Origin of the sequence: Campylobacter canis (assembly GCF_045504005.1) — a bacterium.
Lineage (GTDB): Bacteria > Campylobacterota > Campylobacteria > Campylobacterales > Campylobacteraceae > Campylobacter_A > Campylobacter_A canis.
Genome location: NZ_JBJJXH010000006.1, coordinates 14,352 through 32,982 on the forward strand (window position 1 = coordinate 14,352; position 18,631 = coordinate 32,982).

Annotated in this window: 20 protein-coding genes; 7 read left to right on the forward strand and 13 right to left on the reverse strand. The window is 36.0% G+C overall.

Annotation, left to right across the window (positions count from 1 at the left end):
• Positions 1-3 precede the first annotated feature (3 nt).
• Together csx2 and csx20 are read left to right on the forward strand one after the other, a co-directional pair.
• Positions 4-1,257 carry a TIGR02221 family CRISPR-associated protein gene (csx2, locus tag ACHJH3_RS07015; protein ID WP_407064205.1) on the forward strand — a complete coding sequence of 418 codons (1,254 nt, stop codon included), beginning with the start codon at positions 4-6 and terminating at the stop codon, positions 1,255-1,257.
• A 6-nt stretch (positions 1,258-1,263) separates the two neighbouring features.
• A complete protein-coding gene (csx20, locus tag ACHJH3_RS07020; protein ID WP_407064206.1) occupies positions 1,264-1,638 on the forward strand; it encodes a CRISPR-associated protein Csx20 in 375 nt (124 codons plus the stop codon).
• Positions 1,639-1,648: 10 nt separating this feature from the next.
• Here the strand turns inward: csx20 and ACHJH3_RS07025 are convergent, their stop codons facing one another.
• The 7 genes from ACHJH3_RS07025 to ACHJH3_RS07055 form a co-directional block, all read right to left on the reverse strand.
• Positions 1,649-2,614, reverse strand: a complete 966-nt coding sequence (locus tag ACHJH3_RS07025) for a WYL domain-containing protein (RefSeq protein ID WP_407064207.1) — start codon at positions 2,612-2,614, stop codon at positions 1,649-1,651.
• Positions 2,615-2,894: 280 nt separating this feature from the next.
• Positions 2,895-4,520, reverse strand: coding sequence for a tetratricopeptide repeat protein (locus ACHJH3_RS07030; RefSeq protein WP_407064208.1), 1,626 nt, complete (start codon positions 4,518-4,520; stop codon positions 2,895-2,897).
• Between the two features lie 70 nt (positions 4,521-4,590).
• Positions 4,591-5,670, reverse strand: coding sequence for a GGDEF domain-containing protein (locus ACHJH3_RS07035; protein WP_407064209.1), 1,080 nt, complete (start codon positions 5,668-5,670; stop codon positions 4,591-4,593).
• Between the two features lie 178 nt (positions 5,671-5,848).
• A complete protein-coding gene (locus ACHJH3_RS07040) occupies positions 5,849-6,967 on the reverse strand; it encodes a M20/M25/M40 family metallo-hydrolase (RefSeq protein WP_407064210.1) in 1,119 nt (372 codons plus the stop codon).
• Positions 6,968-6,979: 12 nt separating this feature from the next.
• Complete coding sequence (locus ACHJH3_RS07045; RefSeq protein WP_169940683.1) at positions 6,980-7,444, reverse strand: YjiG family protein; 465 nt, start codon at positions 7,442-7,444, stop codon at positions 6,980-6,982.
• Entirely contained in the window at positions 7,441-8,079 is a 639-nt protein-coding gene (locus ACHJH3_RS07050; protein WP_407064211.1) for a nucleoside recognition domain-containing protein, read from the reverse strand. Before ACHJH3_RS07050 ends, ACHJH3_RS07045 begins: the two co-directional genes overlap by 4 nt.
• Positions 8,080-8,320: 241 nt before the next feature.
• The gene (locus ACHJH3_RS07055; protein ID WP_407064212.1) at positions 8,321-9,310 is read right to left on the reverse strand and encodes a putative transporter; all 990 of its coding nucleotides are present in this window, start codon (positions 9,308-9,310) and stop codon (positions 8,321-8,323) included.
• Positions 9,311-9,569: 259 nt separating this feature from the next.
• Here ACHJH3_RS07055 and ACHJH3_RS07060 point away from each other — a divergent pair, with 259 nt between their 5' ends.
• A complete protein-coding gene (locus tag ACHJH3_RS07060) occupies positions 9,570-12,197 on the forward strand; it encodes a TonB-dependent receptor plug domain-containing protein (RefSeq protein WP_407064213.1) in 2,628 nt (875 codons plus the stop codon).
• Positions 12,198-12,279: 82 nt separating this feature from the next.
• On the opposite strand, the gene ACHJH3_RS07065 is transcribed toward ACHJH3_RS07060, so the two are convergent.
• The 4 genes from ACHJH3_RS07065 to ACHJH3_RS07080 all read right to left on the reverse strand — a co-directional run bounded on the left by ACHJH3_RS07065 (position 12,280) and on the right by ACHJH3_RS07080 (position 14,554).
• On the reverse strand, positions 12,280-12,849 hold the full coding sequence (locus ACHJH3_RS07065; protein ID WP_407064214.1) for a gluzincin family metallopeptidase: 570 nt from the start codon (positions 12,847-12,849) through the stop codon (positions 12,280-12,282).
• A 231-nt stretch (positions 12,850-13,080) separates the two neighbouring features.
• A complete protein-coding gene (locus tag ACHJH3_RS07070; RefSeq protein ID WP_407064215.1) occupies positions 13,081-13,626 on the reverse strand; it encodes an SCO family protein in 546 nt (181 codons plus the stop codon).
• Positions 13,627-13,635: 9 nt separating this feature from the next.
• On the reverse strand, positions 13,636-14,103 hold the full coding sequence (locus tag ACHJH3_RS07075; RefSeq protein ID WP_407064216.1) for a hypothetical protein: 468 nt from the start codon (positions 14,101-14,103) through the stop codon (positions 13,636-13,638).
• A 1-nt stretch (position 14,104) separates the two neighbouring features.
• A complete protein-coding gene (locus ACHJH3_RS07080) occupies positions 14,105-14,554 on the reverse strand; it encodes a copper chaperone PCu(A)C (protein ID WP_407064217.1) in 450 nt (149 codons plus the stop codon).
• Positions 14,555-14,687: 133 nt separating this feature from the next.
• Here ACHJH3_RS07080 and ACHJH3_RS07085 point away from each other — a divergent pair, with 133 nt between their 5' ends.
• The 4 genes from ACHJH3_RS07085 (at position 14,688) to ACHJH3_RS07100 (ending at position 17,373) form a co-directional block, all read left to right on the forward strand.
• Positions 14,688-15,593: a L,D-transpeptidase Cds6 family protein gene (locus tag ACHJH3_RS07085; protein WP_407064218.1), complete on the forward strand. Its 906-nt coding sequence runs from the start codon at positions 14,688-14,690 to the stop codon at positions 15,591-15,593.
• Between the two features lies 1 nt (position 15,594).
• Complete coding sequence (gene cmeU / locus ACHJH3_RS07090; RefSeq protein WP_407064219.1) at positions 15,595-15,837, forward strand: CmeU family protein; 243 nt, start codon at positions 15,595-15,597, stop codon at positions 15,835-15,837.
• Positions 15,830-16,840: an alanine racemase gene (locus ACHJH3_RS07095; RefSeq protein ID WP_407064220.1), complete on the forward strand. Its 1,011-nt coding sequence runs from the start codon at positions 15,830-15,832 to the stop codon at positions 16,838-16,840. The genes cmeU and ACHJH3_RS07095 overlap by 8 nt, the downstream gene beginning before the upstream one ends.
• A 92-nt stretch (positions 16,841-16,932) precedes the next feature.
• The gene (locus ACHJH3_RS07100; RefSeq protein ID WP_407064221.1) at positions 16,933-17,373 is read left to right on the forward strand and encodes a hypothetical protein; all 441 of its coding nucleotides are present in this window, start codon (positions 16,933-16,935) and stop codon (positions 17,371-17,373) included.
• A 44-nt stretch (positions 17,374-17,417) separates the two neighbouring features.
• Here ACHJH3_RS07100 and htpX read toward each other — a convergent pair whose 3' ends face one another.
• Positions 17,418-18,269, reverse strand: a complete 852-nt coding sequence (gene htpX / locus ACHJH3_RS07105; RefSeq protein ID WP_407064222.1) for a zinc metalloprotease HtpX — start codon at positions 18,267-18,269, stop codon at positions 17,418-17,420.
• A complete protein-coding gene (locus ACHJH3_RS07110; RefSeq protein WP_407064223.1) occupies positions 18,256-18,630 on the reverse strand; it encodes a hypothetical protein in 375 nt (124 codons plus the stop codon). Before ACHJH3_RS07110 ends, htpX begins: the two co-directional genes overlap by 14 nt.
• Position 18,631 lies beyond the last annotated feature (1 nt).

Below are 18,631 nucleotides of genomic sequence, written 5' to 3' on the forward strand. Positions count from 1 at the left end.
AATATGTCTAAAATTTTAATAAGTTCTATAGGAGCAGGAGATAAAAGAAGCGGTAACTATAGACTATCAAATTATTCTATGGATGGAAAGATATATAAAGATAAAAAATTTATAGCGGATGTTTTGTGCGAACATATTAAAATAGATAAGCTCTTTTTGATCGGAACAAAAAAATCTATTTGGGATGCGGTATATAAAGAGTTTGGAGGTAGTGACGAGGATGAGTTTAAAATTTACGAGGCGAAAGAAAACAACGAAGTCATAAACTATATTCCTGTGGTAACAGAACAGATAGATAAGAAGTTAGGTGTAAGCGGTTCAAAATGCTTTATCATAGAGTACGGCATTGATGAGGAGCAACTTTGGTCAAATTTTAATCAATTTCTAAAAATTTTTGATGAAATTACAAAAGATGATGAAGTTTATCTTGATATAACTCATTCTTTTAGATCTTTATCTTTAATGAGTTTTGTTATGAGTGAATTTTATGCCAATACGAGAGATTATAATCTAAATATCGGAGGTGTCTATTATGGAATGATAGACATAATGTCAGAAAATGACAATATAGCGCCCATAGTAGATTTGAAAATGTTTTTTGAGCTTTTAGAGTGGTCAAAAGCTATCAAAAATCTAAAAAAATTTGGCAATGGATACGATCTAATGCTACTTGTGAATAAATCTCAACAGCCCGAAAGAATAATAAATAGTTATACCGACTTTTCTTATGCGTTGAACATGTCTGATGTAAGTGCTATACAAAAAAGCATCAAGTCTTTAAATAGTCAAATTTTTGACTTGAATTATGCTAATAATACAATATTAAAGATTGTGTCTAAGGATATAAAGGAATTTATAGATATTTTCAAAAAGGAAAAAATATCTGATTTACAGTTAGAGCTTGCAGAGTGGTATTCAAGTAATAAAAATTATGCGATGTCATACTTAACTCTTGCCGAGGCCGCTTTAAGTATCATTTGTGAGCAAAATCATAAAGATCCGTTAAATAGGGACAATAGAGAGGATGCGAAAAATACACTAGTCAAATACGCCAAGCAAAGATATGGAGATGGTAGAAAAAAGTTAGCAGAAAAATACCTTAAAATAAATAGTATTAGAGTTAATATAGCACATAAGCTTGACCAAGAAAATCAAAGGTCTAAGTCTAACCCAAGAGACAGCATAAATAATCTTCCTGGATATATTCAAAGCATACAAAATATGAAACAATATCATTTTGAAATCGATAGGAGCTAAGATAGCGTGAAAACTCTTTTTATATTAATGAACCACTCACTAACAAAAGAACAAGAAAAAGATGCCGTAGAAAATTTAAATATAGATAATTTTGTAGTTATAAGTGATGAAAATTGGGGCAATATAGATCCTTCCAATAAAAGCATTTTAAATAGTATTGAAAGCTATAAAGAAAAACTAAAAGAAAGGTCAAAAGCCGGTGACTTATTATTAGTGCAAGGGGATTTTGGTGCTACGTATGCCATGGTAAATTTTGCTAAAAATATTGGACTAAAACCCATCTATGCAACCACTAGCAGAATCGTTACCGAGCAATTAGAGAACGGTAGAATAGTAATCAGGCGAGAGTTTAAGCATGAGAGATTTAGGGAGTATGAATAACCAAAAAACATTACTTGTATAAAAGATTATTTTTTTGATACTCTTTAATATCTTTTAAAATTTGTTTTCTTAGTTCCTTTGGTTCAATAACCTCTACGTCAGGAATCCATTTTTTGATAAATGGCATTATCTCTTTAAAATTTGTTATTTCATATGTTGCTATTTTTTCTCCGCTTTCTAAGGCTTCTATCCTTTGACTATCAAAAAATTTCTTTTTATGTGTAAAATATCTAGCAACTCTTTTGGAAATTTTAAGTTTTACTGTTATTACATTATTTCCTATGAAACTATTGTAATCGCTAAAAGATGTTTGTAAGCCATTTTCTATAAAGTCATCAACTTTACTTTTGATATATTTAAACTTACTTCCTGTCTTGAGGTTTTTTATAAACGATATTCTAAGCATATTAAATTCACCGTTACATAAGCAAGCCAAATAAAAATTCTCGTCTATAAAAATTATCTTATATGGTCTTACTATCTTCTTTTCTTTTACCAATGTATTGTCATAAATAAGCGCTATTTCTATCTTATTTTTAATACATTCTTCTATTTTTTTCATGATCTCGCTATCTATGCTTTCAAACGGTCTGGTGATAAATCTATAGCACTGATCTATCTCTTTCATCTCTTTTTTTATGGCTTTTTTGGATTCATTTTCCAATATACTAAAAATTCTACCAATCTCTCTTTTTGACATTAAACTATAAGTTATAGCCGTAATTGCCAAAGAAGATGGATTGAGCTTTATAAAATCGCTATGATTTGGCTTATAATAAATTCCTTTTTCATCTTTTCCTTTTGTAAACAATTTTGGAAAAACTGACTCTATAGTATCAAAATATCTAACGATATTTCTTTCACTCATATTCCAATTCATCTCTTCGTTTAATCTTTTTATGTAGATCGTCTGATTTTCATTTAGCCTTTTTATAATATAAAGAATATTTTCTGCGGAATATATTTTACTAGACATTAAAATTCTCCTTGTTGTGTAATTTTAATATATTATGCGATAATGTGTCTATAGTATGATCGTTTTTTGTTAATTAGGGTATAAAATTTTCTTTTTCCAAGGCTTTTAAAAAATGAAATGTGCTTATGATAAATAAATCAAACATAAAATTAGAATAAACAAGATACTTATTTGCCTCTAGATCTTGAATCTTTTAATGAATAAATTTAAACAATACTATGTCTAAAATCGGATGTAATTTTAGACACAATTACTTAATTATTAATTAAAAATTCTAACCTCAAAATTTATACTCTACAACCCCACTATCGGTGCCGTCTTTGAAATACACCCTAACGACAACTTTATTAAATTTATGATTCACTTTGAGTAAATTTTTATCGCTATCTGTGCTATATGGTTTTTCTAATACGGTATTTACGTTGTCAGAGTCGATGCCGTACTCTATCTTTTCTATGCCGTCCGCATAAGAAAGCAGGTGCGAAAAATATAAATAATAGTTTGTATCGCCCTCTATCCAAGGCGCTCTGCGCGACTCTTTAGTAAACCAATAAGCTTGAGTTTGTTTAAGAACTCTTATGTCGTTTTGAGCTTTTGGATCTAGAGTTTCTCCATCTGCGGTCTTGTTAAACCACTCATACTTAAAAATTTCACTCTCTTTTCCGTTTTGATCTATGTATTTAAACTCTATAAATTCTTTTACGCTATCAGCTTCATTTGAGATACTAACCAGCTTTTGCGGTATTTTTCTGCCGCTATCTTGGTATGTCGCCGTGTCGATATAGCCGGTGCTTATAAAATCGCCCAACCCGTCTATCCTATAAAAAATTTCAGCAGGCTTATCTGCTATGTTAAGGTTTAGCTGCCAAGATGAATTTGTGTGTATTCTATCTACAGAAATCGGATTTTTAAATACGCTTTCATCTATCTTATCAAGCTCAGCCTTTCTTTCCTTTGCATATTTTATTTGAGAGTCCAGCTCCTCTTTATCGAGAAAATATTTTGCCAACTTGCCTTTGTCGTTTAGCTCTAAAAATTTGTTGATGTATTCTTTTTCTAGCTTTTTATCAGCAAGGCTTTGCTCGCCTAAAACAGCTTTTGAATATTGTCTAGCTAGTTCGTAGTAAGCTGGTGCGAAGTCCGGATTTGATTTAACGAAATTTAAAAGTCGCTCGCTCTTTTCTTTTGTATCTTCTAAAAGTATTTTTGCGTATTGGTCTATTTCGTTCGCGCTTGAGCCAAACATTTCGTTATAAAGCTCTTTAGCGCCGGCTTTTCCCTCTTGAATTTTTAAAAATTTTTGAAATCTTATATGCGGGTCAAGCTTTGGGTCATCAAATGAAAAATACTTAATATAAGCCTTTCTAGCATTTGCGTAATCCCCTTTTAGTTCGTAGATTCTTGCATTATGATAGAAGTCTTGAGCCGTTTTAGGCTCAGAAACTATGCCGCCTGGCTTGCCTATGCCCTCAATTAGCCTATCTATCTTTTCATCAACCGTCTTAACCGATGTTTTTATCTCTGCGGTGTCTTTTTTTATCTTTGATATGTCTTGGCTAATGATTCCAAGCTTTTTTTGTATATCTTCAAAAATCGGGATATATGCCGCTAAAAATCCCTTCTCGTCTCCCTGATCGTCAATCTTTTGCAGTCCATACATGGCTCCTGTCGCAAGTGCGGAAAATACCGAAAAAACTATAACGGGCAATACTCTTTCTCGAAGGCTTGATAGAGCTATATATGCCAAAAACAGCACGCAAGTTACGATAATGCTTGCAAAAAACAGATACTTGCTAAAAGGAGCAAGCGGTTGGCATACGTCCGAGAAAAACCCCATCACCGTAGCAAGAACGCCCGCCCAAATTTTATTTTTGCCAAAAATTTGCTGTAGAGTATAATTTATCATCATAGCCCTTTTAAAGAATTACTGTTTTTGTCTAAAATTCTCACATTGTAATCTATCTTTTTATAATAGATTATTGTATGACGACTCTATTCCTGCCGCTTTTCTTACCTATATACATCTGTTCGTCAGCGGCTCTAATCATATCTTGGATGTTGTTAAAATTTAAAGAGCTCACTCCGCCGAAAGTGATAGTTACCGAAAATCTTATATCCTCGTATTTTATGATTTTTTGCTCTATTTTTTTGCGGATACGATTTAAAATTTTCTCGACTTTTTCTTTACTTAGCTTGTCCTCTTTGCCCGCACTTTTAATCAGTATCAAAAACTCCTCTCCGCCCCATCGAGAGATTATGTCATTTATCCTGCACTCGTTTTTCAAAATAGCCGATATCTCGGCCAGTGCGACATCTCCGCACTCATGTCCGTAAGTATCATTGACTGCTTTAAAGTGATCTATATCGCCAAAAATTAGATAGAAATTTCCCTCGTTTTTCTCTTGAGTCATATCGATGTTTTTTAGTATGTCGTTCATCTGTCTTCTTGTCGTAAGTCCTGTAAGCTCATCTGTTTTTACGATATTTTTTATATGCTCGATCTTGTTTTTTAAAAATACCATCTCCATTGCTTTTGAAATTTTAAGTACCCTCTCTACGAAAAATATAAGTATGAATGCAAAGATTATATTAAGCCTAACCAGCAGATCATCGGCTGAATTTATCTGCAGGATAGGAATTTTAAGATTGGCTGAAAAGTATAAGTATATGTATAAGATCGATTGAATAATTCCTAGCGAATAAAAAACTCCGCGCTCTTTAAAAGGAACGGTTATGGAAAGGATTATAAACGGCACGAACCAAGTTTGAAAGCCCATATGCCAGCCTAGATTTATCGTTGAAATGGTTATAAAAACGGTCGCTTCTATAAAACAGGTAAGTACGGCTATCTTTTGGTGCCGCTGTAAAAATTTCAAAGACCCGCCAAATACGATTATACTAATGATATTATAAGTCATCATCAGCTTATTGCCGTTATATACAAATATAAACTCAAACACTATATGTATAAGAAATCCGACTAGAATAAGCCAGAAATAAAATGGCGCTTTTGATGTATGATGTAGAGATTTTTTTAATTTATCATAAGCTATCATTTTCGTGTTCCGCTAAGTATAAATTTAAAGTCATATACCTTTGGTTTGCATACTGTATAAAATCCGTTAAAATTATTATACAAGCTATTTTATTAATTATTAATTATTTTTTTGTATGAAATTGCAAGAAATTTTAGTAAAAGAGCGTTTAAATTTTAGCCCTTTTACTAAAGTAAATTTATACTATCTTTTTAATGATGTCTAAGATAAGATTGCATTTTGGCACTACCGAATCCACGACCAGATACTCGCTCTTTGAGTGCATATTGCCGCCTGTTGGCCCAAGTCCGTCTATGGTAGGGCAACCCGCCGAAGATGCGATATTACCGTCGCTTAATCCTCCCGCATCGACCCAGCTTACTTTGACTCCGCTTTCTTTTGCGACTTCGTCAAACACTGCTTTGATCTTTGGCAAATTTACCTCATCTATCATAGGACCTTCGTCGTTGGTTAAGGTTATCTTATGCGTTACGCCTTGCACAAAGGGTTTGCTTAGAATTTCATCCAGCTTTTGCTTACAAAACTCAACCGAAGAGGCAAATTTATATCTCATCTCAAAATTTACCGAAGCAAAATCAGGTACTACGTTTTGCGCCGTTCCGCCGTTTGTCATTATGGCGTTAAAGGTATGTCCCGCGCTAAAGTCGGTTAATTTAGAAAGCTCAACTATGAAATTTGCCGCTTCAACTACCGCCGAGCGACCCCGCTCAGGGTGATTTCCTGCGTGCGCCGAGACTCCGTGAAACTCAACCGTGTAAGCAAGCATACCCTTTCTGGTTGCTACCATCGAGCCGTCTTCTCTGGCAGGCTCCATCACAAGGCAATATTTTGACTTCTTGGCATACTCTCTTATCTGATCTTTCGTGAAATTTGAACCCGTTTCTTCGTGGGAATTTAAAAATACCGCCACATTGAGTTTGCTTAGATCAAGATCCTTTATGACGTATAAAGATAGCAAAGCGCCCGCCTTATCGTCTATCACGCCAAGAGCGTTTATCTTGCCGTCATTTTCTTTAAAAGGCACATCTTTGCCCCAGCCAACAGGGAAAACCGTATCCATATGCCCCACAAAAAGTATGTCGAAATTTTGCGCTTCAGGATCGTTTGATATCAGCAAGCAATCGGCTACTTTGTCGCTGTAAAGCTTGATTATCTTATGCTTTAACCCTAGCGAATTTGCTTTATCTATGAACCATTTTGCGACCGAATTTACGCCCTCTATATGCGAAGTAGGGCTTTCTATCTGCGTTAGCTGTTTAAGCTCGTCTAAAAATTGAGCCAACTCCTCTTGTTTCATCATGACTCCTTTTTAGACGATGATGCTCATCACAAACATCGCAAGATAGGCATTCAGTATGCAAATTCCAAAAAGCACCGCATAGTGTCTGCCCGGAATTCCAAGCACGCCCAAAACTCTACCCATATACTGCACGGTTGAGCCTACAAGCGCCATTCCTGGAAGCAATACGGCTATGTCGCCTGCGGTTAACGTGCCTGCTTGAACCAAGGCTACAAGTACACCTGCAGAGCCGCCCCAGCTTAAAAACGCAGCCATAAATACGGCTATGGATTCGCCGGGAAGCCCAAGCGGCACCATGATAAAGCCAAGGTAGTTTCCTATGATTTTAAGAGCTCCGGATACGTTTAGTATATATATGATGACAAACGCCATCAAAACGTTTGGGATAGTGTTGTGTATAGCGATATCCCAACCTTTTCTTGCGCCTTCTACGAATACGTCCGTTAGTAGTTTATTGTTTGTTTTATCACTCATACTTCATCCTCGTCGTCTTTTACGAATTTTTTGACGTAAAGTCTCATTAAATTTGCACCAAAAACTTTAAAAACAAAGATTATACCGAGGCAAAGCGCGATAGAAGCAGGCGCTAAAGCCCCGTTTTTATCAGGTATCACAAGTAACGGCGCAAAAGATGCCAAGAAATTCGTAATCATAGCTCCTGCGCTAAATTGAAACGCCGCAAATATCAAAAGCTCCTTGTGTGTCATCTTGCCCTCTTGGCGCAAAAATTTCGCCGTAGAGCTACCGGCATCGGTGCTTTGAGTGCTTGCCATAAGCGATATCGAGCAAGCTCCGGGGATTCCCATCATAGGCTTTAAGATAGGAGTAAGCCAAGCTGAAGCTGCATATAAAGCGTAGTATCTTTCAAATATCGCAACAAATCCAAGTGCAAGCATAACGCTAGGAACGAGGCTTAATGCAAATAAAAATCCACCTTTTGCGCTAGTTCCGCCCGCAGTCTTAAACCACTCGGGGAATTGACCCGTGAGCTTACTGAAGTCAAAAATTCCGCCCGCAATATCTTTGGTGAAGCCGCCAAAGAAAACTATAGCCGCTATCAAAGCGACGGTGCCGATAATCAGCTTTTTTGTATCTCTTGCCTCTTGCATTAAGCCTCCTTGGTATATAAGTAAATGTAATACAAATATACATTTAAAAGACTTAATAAAGAGTTAAAAATAGCAGTCAATAATAAAAATATTTTTTAAATTTATATTTTAAGATTGGATTTAAAATAGTCTTCATTAAATTTAATATCAATGCGCAATGAGATTTATGATGCCGATAAATTTAGTTAGGCTTTTAAATAAGTCAAATTTCGCTTAAATTTAAGTTAAAGCGGCAAGAATTTTACTCGCCGCCTGCAGTTTGCTGATGTCTATATCCGATATTTGTTTCAAATTCTTTTAGACGCTTGTGTATCGAGCGAAGTTCGGTGATGGTAGTCCAATTGTTTATAAAGACCGAAAACGAATTTCTAACTTGCGAGAATGCGTTATTTACCTGCATCATAATGCCAAGCGTGATAAGCCCTGAAAAGAGTCCAGGTCCCATAATGATAAGCGGAACTATAACCATAAGTTGCCTAAAGAAGTTGATCCACACATCAAAATATCCGTAGTGCAAAAATAGCTTGTTGTAGTTAAATTTAAGACCCGTAAAAAGCTCCGCTAGAGTTTCCGTGTGCGCGTAGTTTTTCTTATCGTCTTCTCCATAAACGAGCTCTTTTCTAAAAGCCGCTTCGACTTTTTGGTTGTTGTATTCAAGTCCCGGTAGCATAATACCCACAAACCAAGATATGACAAGGCCGCCCACGCTAACTATAAGCGCTATCCACACAAGAGAGCCGGGAATGTCTTTTAAATAAGGTATATCAACGCCCTTGCTAAGACCCCAAAGTATCGGTATGAAGGCAATTAGCTTCATGATGGCTCTAGCTACTTGAAGTCCCAGGCTTTCTACTATCCTTGCAAATCTATAAATATCTTCTTGGATACGTTGCGAGCTACCTTCTATATCTTTTTCTACGCTTCTCCAATACTTCAAGTAGTCAAAAGTCATAGCTTCGCGCCATTTAAACGTCCAAATTCTAGTAAAATAATTTGTGATCGTGATGATAAAAATATACGGAAACGCAAGATAGCAAAAATCTTTGATACTGCTCCAAAAATCGTTTATATTATGATCTTTTATCTTTTGAAGCATATCGTAAAATTCTTTGTACCAGTTGTTTATCTTTACGTTTATATCTGTTTGTATATAAAGCGAAATGAGTAAAAATAAAACTCCAAGATACGCCCACCATGCCCATTTTCTGCTCTTAAAAAACGATGAAAACAATTTATCTCCTTTGAAAAACGGATAATGATAACTAAAAAAAGTTTAAATATTTCATAAAAATTATTATAAAGAAGTATTTATTTGTATAAAATTTTATTTGTAATAAAAAATGCAAGTATTGCTAGATAAATTAAGAATTTATAGTATACTATTTAAATAGATAACCGCTATCAATTTAATTATAATTTAAATTTTTTCGGTTAAAATGATTAAATTAATTAACAAAACAAGATATAATTTTAAGCTAAAAGGAAATTTTATGACAAAATATGACTGTTTGTCCAACTACTCAGATTTTATTGGCAATAAGATTACCTGTTCAGTAATTGCTTTGCTATATATCACTAGCTTGCATGCTACAGATAATGTAGTAAAGTATCAAATAGAGCAGATTGTTGTAGATGCAAATTTGACAAAAACGAAATCAAGTCTTGTAACCAATAGCGATAATTTTCAAGGCATAAAAACTATAAACCGAGCTATGATAGAGTCTATGCCAAGCGGTAATGGAGATTTTGTGCAACTTCTTCGTACAAATCCAAATGTGCAGTTTAGTAATACAAATCGTCAATCAACTACAATGGGAGAGATTGACCCCGCAAATATTAGCATAAATGGCTCAAAGTATTGGCAAAACAGCTTTATAATAGATGGAGTAAATATAAATAACGACCTTGATCCTGCAAGAAATCCAGGCGGTAATCCGGGGCGCTATTCTGCCTTTGACACCTCATTAAATTCAGTTTCTCAAGGCATGGCTATCGATAGCGATTTTATTGAAAGCATAGATGTTTACGATAGTGATGTTAGTGCAAAATACGGTAGTTTTACAGGCGGAGTTGTGAGCGCAAAAACTAGAAATCCGCGAGCCGGATTTCACGGCAAATTTTCCGTCCAACACACGCAAGATGAATGGACAAAATTTCACCTATACGGCAATAACGAAGAAGAATTTTTAAACTCAAGCGATCTTCAAAATCAACCTAAATTTGATAAATGGAAAACCAGTCTGAATTTAGAAGGATTTTTGACGCAAGATTTAGGCGTTATGTTTGGCTATACAAATACAAGATCAAAAATCCCGTTGCAAGCTTATGATAGCAGATTTGAAGGAGAAAAAGAACTTAAAAGGCGTGTTCAAAGAAGAAATATAGACAACTACTTTTTAAAAGCACTATGGTATGCTACAGATAGGCTTACACTAACTCCTAGCATTACTTACGCTCCTTCAAGCAGTAAAGTCTTTAACGATCACGTTAAAAATTCATACTCTGAAATGAAATCAGGAGGTTTAAATTTGGCTCTAAAGGCTGATTATGATCTTGATTTTATGGAAATAAATCAGGTTTTGGCCTACAATCAGTTAGAAACCTCCCGTGATGCAGAGCATGAGTATTTTAAGGAGTGGAAATTTTCAAATGTAAAAAATTGGGGCTGGAAATTACTCGGTTCTTTAGAAGGTGGGTATGGAGATATAGGTCATACACAAAATACTATTTCATATAATGCCGATTTTAAATTCAATGAAGTTGAATTATGGGGAATAGAGCATAAATTTTTAGCTGGACTTGAGCTTAAAAAGCAAAAGGCTAAATTTGATGTTAAAAATGAGTTTATGACCGCAGGTTCGGCCCAGCCATTGTCCGCAGGAGTAGTGTCTTGCGATCCTAATGATGAGTTATGCTCTATAGATGATTCTTATGACCGTTTTGGCAGAAATGGTCAATACTTAACATCAAAGACATATTACAAAGGAAGCACTAATGTTGATATGCTTTCATATGCGTTTTTTCTAGAAGATGAGATGAAGCTTGGAAATTTGACTCTTAGACCCGGAGTTAGATTCGGCGGAGATGATTATATGAAAAGAAAGACTATCGCACCGCGCTTTAGCTCAAGCTATGATATATTTGGCGATGCAAGCTCTATAATCAGCTTTGGAGCTAATCGCTACTACGGAAGAAATATATTTGCATATAAATTAAGAGACGGAAGAGAAAAACTTACTACTACATATACAAGATCAAGAACTATCTATGATCAAAATTGGATAAAATCAAAAGAACCTACATCGCTTACTAAATTTACTGAACTCAAGATCCCTTATGATGATGAGCTTTCATTTGGCATAAAGCAAAAATTTGGAAATTTTGAATTTGGAGCAAAATATATCAATAGAAAAGGCAAAGATCAGATAATAAAATCTACAAGAGATAAGCTGGGACTTCCTATAGTTCCGGGATATGGCGGAGATTCAGCGAATCCTCGCAATACCAATTATCAAACTTTTACAAATGACGGTAGAAGCGAGAGTAAAATTTTAACATTTAGTCTAAGAAGTATAGAGGATTTTAACATATGGGGAACAAAAAATGGATTTGAGCTAAATTTTGAGCATTTAAAAACAAAGTCAAATAATACCTTATACGACATAACTCTTGATAAAGATATTTTAAAAGATCAGAAGCTGGTGCAATATGACGGACGCGTCATCAGTTATTACGACTTGCCTGCTCAAAACTACGCCAGACCTTGGATGGCAAGCCTAAATATAATAACTAAAATTCCAAATTATGGACTAAGCGTAAATAACTTCTTTTCATACAAAGGCAAGCAAGACGCTATAGTAAAAACCGCATCGGCTAACCCTAGAAGAGGAAGGCCTTATGATATATACGAGAGAGTTGATTTGGGAAATAGCTACACATGGGATGCTCGCATAGGATATGCCAAAAAATTGCCTAAAAATATTGAAATATTTACAAATTTAGATATTTACAACGTATTAAACAAGAAAAATAAAGCAAAAACTCTAAAAGAGAATTTGTCTAACTTGGTTTATGATTCAGGTAGGCAGTTTTGGCTAGAAGCAGGAATTAGGTGGTAGTTATTAAACAATAATATTAAACAGCCTCTATTGCAAGGAAGATAAGATATGCTATGAGGCTGTTTATTTTTGTATTGTCTTTTTATTTTATATGATCCTTTAGTCCCTTAAATTCCTCAACATAACCAAGCGCGCTATCGATACATTCAAGCCAAAATTCGCTGTTTTTTATATCTTTACCAAAGTGTTTTTTGATGATATCATCTACGCTCATTTTGCCGCTATCTCTTAAAAACGCTTTGTAAATTTCAAAAAAATTTGGCTCTTTTGCTCTAAATTTCTCTATCAAAAACTGCGATATGAGATATCCGACCGTGTAAGGGTAGTTGTAGATGTATTGATCGGTTTTATAAAAATGCAGCTTAAAATATGGCAAAAACTCCTCCATGTCTTGTGTGCTGTCGCTATACCACTTTTGCCAAGCGTTTTTCATCATCTCTTTTGCCTCTTGTGGCGTTACCAAGCATTTGCTTCTAGCCTTTATAAAATCAGTCTCAAAGCTATATCTAACCGAAATATGAAGCATGAAATTTGCAGCCGATTTAAGCTCTTGCCAAAGGATATCAAATAGCAAATTTTCATCTGCATTTTTCTTTATGTATTCTCTTAGTACAGCCTCGTTAAACGTGCTTGCGATTTCGGCTAAACTCATAGGAATTCCGTCTTAATGCTTGACATATCGCGTATTATAAATAAAATCTTTATCGTTCATTAAATAAATATGCCAAATTTTATAGCTTATTTTTAGGAAAAATAATTGTGATATAATTAGCCGATTATATTTAAGGGATTAAATGCTTCAGATTATTTTAGCCGCACTTCTTGCTCTGCTTTTAGTGGGTATTATATACGTTATATCAGATGAAATGCATGATGAGGATTATTAGTTTTTTACCAGCTCTTTAATGCTATCTCTTATGTTTTCTATGGTTAAATTTGAAACTTCGTTTACGAGCTTACCTTTTTTATCAAGCAGATATATCGACGAGCTATGAGCTACAGAGTAGTCCATAGCCGATTTTTCAAGCTTTATCTTTTTATATTTAGCTCCGTAAGTTTGAGTTACTTTTTTTAGATTATCCACGACAAGTCCGTAGGAGTTGGGATAGAAGTATTTGGCGTATTCATCCATCGCCTGTGGCGTGTCGCGCTCGGGATCAAGCGTGATAAAAAGCACTACGATATCATCTCTTTTAAGCTCCCCAAGCACGCTGCTAACGAGCCCAAGCGTAGCAGGGCAGACATCGGGACAGGAGCCAAAGCCAAAGTAGATGATTTTATATTTACCGTCAAAGCTTTTTAGAGTTACATCGCCGTTAACGCTCTTGGCGCTGAAGTTGTAAACTCCTCCGTTTGCGTATTTGATGCCCAAAAATACTCCTGCGGAGATGATCATTATAAACACGACGATCGAAGAAAAAAGCTTCATCTTGGCTCCTTATTGCTTTAAATCAAAATCTATGTAAAGCCCTGTTTTTTTGCCCTCGTCAAGCACTTCAAAGCGGTATCTCATCAGGCTTATTATACATGCGCTTAGCACGACATCCGCCTTATATTCGTTTTCTCTTTTTTCGAGTTTGGCTTTTATCACGCCCATTTCCATATTTACACCGTGAATTTCCAGGCTTGGTTCTTTGAAATTTAGCTCATTAAGTCCTTCTACCCACATGGATACGGGCTGCATCACATAAACAGGTCTTGGCGAGAGGCTGAAATTTATCGTTTTGCCTTTAAAATTGACAGGGCATGAGAAATTTGAGTTCATATCGCATTCAAGCGGAGTTAAATTCGTATCGACCTCGGCAAATTCGCTCTCTTGATTTTGTGATTTCTCGCTAAACAGATAAAATCCACCCGCCACAAAGGCTACGGCAAAAATGAGTGCGGCTATAATTTTTTTATTCATCTTAGTGCTTGCTCATATTTTCTTTTTTCATAACCGGTTTGGCAATCACATCTTTAAGCTCAATTTTTGAGCCGTTGTCAAACTCAAGCGTTATATCTATCTTGTCACCGTCTTTTACGGGCGAAAATATATTCATAAACATCACGTGAAGTCCGCCGGGTTTGAGGCTTACCTCGCTTTTGGCAGGAATTTCTATATCATCGACCTGAATCATCTGCATCATGCCTTCTGCGTGCTTATGAGTGTGCAGTTCGGCGGTTTTGGAGATGTTTGAGCTTGCCGCGATCAGTTTTATGTTTTTGTCCGTATTGTTTTTAATATCCATAAAAGCCGCGCTATTTTTCACATGCGGAGGAGTGGCTTTTGCAAAAGCGTTTGAAACTTCGATATCTGCTGCATTTGCTATGCAAAAAGTCAAGGTGAAAGCACAGAATAACGCCATTTTTTTCATAATTATTCCTTAGATGATGAGGTTAATTTAAAATACAATGTATGAAATTATACCAGAAAATATTTTTTAAAAATTTATATTGACTATGTTATAATTTTAATTTTTCATTTTTTATTATTCTACGAGGTTTGGCTTGAAAAAAATAATTCTATTTTTTACCTTAACTATTTTTTTGTTTGCAGGTAATGAAGATTTAAGAAATATCGACTATTGGAAAAATAAACTATCTGATAAAGATTTGAAATTTGGCTATTATGAATCCAAGACAAAAATTGTAACCGTCAATAAAGACAAAAATGATCTGAAGGCATTTTTGTATGATGGAGGAACATTGAGTCAAGAGTTTTCTCAAAGTGTCATAACAGGAAAAAATGGAGATAAGAAAGTGCAAGGAGATCTTAAAACTCCCGTAGGTGTATATGATATTACAAGCAGGTTTACTCCTCCTTCGGCTTACTATGGACCGGTTGCTTTTGAGCTTTCGTATCCTAACCTTATGGATAAAGTTTCTAAGAAAACAGGATACGGCATCTGGATACACGGTTTTCCTATGGATGGGAAAAGAGATAATGATTTCAGAACAAGAGGTTGTGTTGCTATAGACAACGATATGCTTTTAAAATTTGGAGAGATTATAGGCGTAAGCGGTGTAGTTCTTATAGACGAAAAAAACGACACGATATCAAATATGGAAGACATAGCTATAATATTTGCTACTATTTTTAAGTGGAAGAAAGCATGGAGACAAAACGATATAAATGAATATTTAAAATTTTATGCAAATGATTTTATTAGATTTGATGGTATGAAATTTAAAAAATTTTCCAAGCTTAAAAAGAGAATTTTTGCTAAAAATGAGAAAAAAAGTATTAAATTTTCTAATTTTTCAATCACGCCATATCCAAATGTAAACGATTTAAAAATTTATCGAGTTATTTTTCATGAGGATTATAGTTCGCCTTCTCATAAATTCAAAGGAAATAAAGAGCTTTACGTAAGATTTGATGACGGTGAAGTCAAAATCATAATAGAGAGATAAAATGCAAGAAAAAAGTGAAATTGTAAAGTCTAAGATAGAAGCGATCTTAAAGGCTCGCGGCGAGTTTTTCGCCGAGCTTGATAAACAGGTGCCAAAGATAGAATGCACTGACGTATTTGATTTTAGCAAGTGCGAAAATGGCGATTTAAAGGTGATTTATGCGAAATTTTACGCTTATGATTACGGTGTGCGAAAGCTTTTGCCCGATGTGTATGAAGCTTACGGCGTGAAATTTAATGTCTGAAATTTTATTAAATCGCACCGCATATCTTAATAATCTTTCTAAAATTTGCGCCAAAGCGGGCGGAAAAGAGCGTGTCATACTGGTGCTTAAAGACAATGCTTACGGGCATGGAGTGGATTTAATAGCTTGTGAAGCTGCAAAATTCGGTGTGAAATTTGCAGCCGTTAAAAACGAAACGGAAGCAAGACAGATAGAGAATTATTTTAAACAAATCCTTATCCTTTCGCACCTTCCTACGGGACAAGAGAGCGAAAAATTTATCTATGCCGTAAATGACGTTTCAAATTTAAATTTCTTAAAACACGGCACAAGAGTTCATTTTGCTATCGATACGCTCATGCACAGAAACGGTATCGCCATAGACGAGATAGAGCTCGCCTGTAAAACGGCTTGCCAAAGAGGACTTAGAGTATGCGGAGCTTATACGCATTTTCGCTCGGCGGATGAGGTGAGTAGCGATTATTTCGTGCAAAGAGAAAATTTCAAAACCGCAAAAGAACTTATCATGAAATTTAGCGGCGAAAGTAAGGAAAAATTAACTTTTCATTCGCATAATTCCGCAGGACTTGAGAGATTTAGCAAGCTTGACGATGAGCTCGTAAGAGTAGGCATTGCTCAATACGGCTACGCTCAGTTTGATGATAGTTTAAAGCTTGAGCGAGTTTTAAGCCTTTATGCCGATAGGATTAGCTCTCGTGTGCTAAAAGCAGGGCAGGGCGTTGGCTACGGCGGCAAATTTTGCGCTAAAGAGGATATGCAAATCGCAACTTACGACCTTGGTTATGGCGATGGGCTTTTACGATACGACGGAGTGGGAGAGCTAAATTTAGCAAGCGGCGAGCGAATTTTAGGCAAGATGTCTATGGATAACTTTTCTGCTCAAAACGGCGGAGAGCGAGTTTGCGTGATAAAAGACGCGCGAATTTGGGCGAAATTTTTTGATACGATAGAGTATGAAATCTTAGTAAAGCTTTCGCCGAGTATTAATAGGCGATTTGTTTAATGAAAAATATGATCAAGCTTGGCTTAATTAATCGTATTTTTTAAATTTTAAGGCTAAAATACAAAGATTAATTTCAAAAATAAAGGGAAAATATGATTAAAAAGATTTTAGTTGCGTCAATTTGCGGGGTTTTGGCTATGGCTATGCCGCCAAGCGAGACACCTACCGAGAGCGATCACTCGCCTGAGCAAATCGCAAAAAGCATAGAGGTTGAGATATCGCCGAATTTGCCGAAAAAACTAAGCGATTCTATCACTTTTAAAAATATCCAAGCCTTTGGAAATAAGCTTGTTTACAGCTATCAGGTTTTTGATACGCCAAAGGCCGAATTTAGCAAATTTAGTTGGCAAGCTATCGAGCAAGAGAAGAAAATCAGACACGAAGGCGTTATGAGATCTGCATGTGCTGCTGAAGATACTAGAGCGATGCTAAATTTAGGTGTCGTGATGGAGTATCGCTACACTCTTGAAAACGGAAATTTCTTCTATCAATTCAAAGTAAGCAAGGAAGATTGCGAGCGCAATAAATTTTAAATTTGGGCTTGTTCTAGCCCAAATTTGATTACTTTTTTAAAAATCTAGCGCAAATTTCTTTCAAGCTCTTCAAGTCTTGCTATGCGATCAGCCGTGCTTGGATGTGTGCGAAATAGCGAACCGAGCGTGTTTTTTATACTTCCAAACGGATTTACTATAAACATATGTGCGCTTTGAGGCGCGGCATCTCTCATCACGTAGTTTTTGGAGTAGTTTTCAAGCTTTCTTAGCGCACTTGCCAGCCACTGCGGGTTTTCGGTAAGCAGAGCGGCACCTTTGTCCGCTTTGTATTCACGCTCTCTTGAGATCGCCATTTGTATGACGCTTGCGGCTATTGGCATTACAACCGCCGCTACAATCATCAAAATTCCGTTTGCGTTATTTGATCTGTTGTTTCCGCTTATTGCCCCAAATTTGGCAAAATTTGCAAGTATGGCAATCGCGCCCGCTATCGTTGCGGCGATCGAGCCTGTTAGGATGTCGTAGTGGCGAACGTGACAGAGCTCATGAGCTAAAACTCCTTCTATCTCGTTTTTATCAAGTAAATTTAAAAGCCCCTCAGTTACCGCAACGGCAGCGTTTTTGGGATTTCTGCCAGTGGCAAATGCATTTGGAACCTGCTCTGGTATGATATAGACCTTTGGCATCGGTAAATTTGCCTTTGCGGTTAATTTGCGAACTATCTCAAATAGCCCCTGAGCGTCGTTTTCGTGAACCTCTACCGCTCTATAGCGCTTAAGCACAAGCTTGTCTGAGAAAAAATAGCTAAAAAAATTCATTCCGACAGCCACGACAAAGGCTATGAGCATGCCCTGCTGCCCGCCTATCATGCCGCCTACGAAGACAAAAAGCAGCATTAGTGCAACCATTAAAAATGTAGTTTTAAATATCTCCATTGTAAATTCCCTTCTCAAATATCACCGCGTCCACGCCTACTTCGCTTAAAGCTTCTATCTCGCGCTCATCTTTGATGATGACTGCTATTTGCGCGTCAAACAGATAGTTTTGCGCTATTTTAGCGGCTTTGCTTGCAAGTTCGCACGGCACGATGATAAATTTAGCCCCGGCCGCATTGGCAAGGACGGCCTCTACTATATCATCTGTTTTTAAACTAAAATTCGCCCCCATTTTTTGTGCGTGCTTTATCATGAGCTTGTTATAGGCAAATAAATTCTCGCGATCAGAGCCGATGTCTTGCTCTTTTAAGCACTCAAAAAACGGCTCAAATTTTATCAGTTCGTGCCCTATGATTTTCATT

Bases quoted from the DNA above. Each gene is read 5' to 3' on its own strand.
- ACHJH3_RS07110 (WP_407064223.1), bottom strand. From the start codon at position 18,630: ATGAAAATCATAGGGCACGAACTGATAAAATTTGAGCCGTTTTTTGAG.
- htpX (WP_407064222.1), bottom strand. From the start codon at position 18,269: ATGGAGATATTTAAAACTACATTTTTAATGGTTGCACTAATGCTGCTT.
- ACHJH3_RS07060 (WP_407064213.1), top strand. From the start codon at position 9,570: ATGACAAAATATGACTGTTTGTCCAACTACTCAGATTTTATTGGCAAT.
- ACHJH3_RS07095 (WP_407064220.1), top strand. From the start codon at position 15,830: ATGTCTGAAATTTTATTAAATCGCACCGCATATCTTAATAATCTTTCT.
- cmeU (WP_407064219.1), top strand. From the start codon at position 15,595: ATGCAAGAAAAAAGTGAAATTGTAAAGTCTAAGATAGAAGCGATCTTA.
- ACHJH3_RS07065 (WP_407064214.1), bottom strand. From the start codon at position 12,849: ATGAGTTTAGCCGAAATCGCAAGCACGTTTAACGAGGCTGTACTAAGA.
- ACHJH3_RS07080 (WP_407064217.1), bottom strand. From the start codon at position 14,554: ATGAAAAAAATGGCGTTATTCTGTGCTTTCACCTTGACTTTTTGCATA.
- ACHJH3_RS07100 (WP_407064221.1), top strand. From the start codon at position 16,933: ATGATTAAAAAGATTTTAGTTGCGTCAATTTGCGGGGTTTTGGCTATG.
- ACHJH3_RS07045 (WP_169940683.1), bottom strand. From the start codon at position 7,444: ATGAGTGATAAAACAAACAATAAACTACTAACGGACGTATTCGTAGAA.
- ACHJH3_RS07035 (WP_407064209.1), bottom strand. From the start codon at position 5,670: ATGATAGCTTATGATAAATTAAAAAAATCTCTACATCATACATCAAAA.
- ACHJH3_RS07040 (WP_407064210.1), bottom strand. From the start codon at position 6,967: ATGAAACAAGAGGAGTTGGCTCAATTTTTAGACGAGCTTAAACAGCTA.
- ACHJH3_RS07025 (WP_407064207.1), bottom strand. From the start codon at position 2,614: ATGTCTAGTAAAATATATTCCGCAGAAAATATTCTTTATATTATAAAA.
- ACHJH3_RS07070 (WP_407064215.1), bottom strand. From the start codon at position 13,626: ATGAAGCTTTTTTCTTCGATCGTCGTGTTTATAATGATCATCTCCGCA.
- ACHJH3_RS07050 (WP_407064211.1), bottom strand. From the start codon at position 8,079: ATGCAAGAGGCAAGAGATACAAAAAAGCTGATTATCGGCACCGTCGCT.
- ACHJH3_RS07030 (WP_407064208.1), bottom strand. From the start codon at position 4,520: ATGATAAATTATACTCTACAGCAAATTTTTGGCAAAAATAAAATTTGG.
- csx2 (WP_407064205.1), top strand. From the start codon at position 4: ATGTCTAAAATTTTAATAAGTTCTATAGGAGCAGGAGATAAAAGAAGC.
- ACHJH3_RS07075 (WP_407064216.1), bottom strand. From the start codon at position 14,103: ATGAATAAAAAAATTATAGCCGCACTCATTTTTGCCGTAGCCTTTGTG.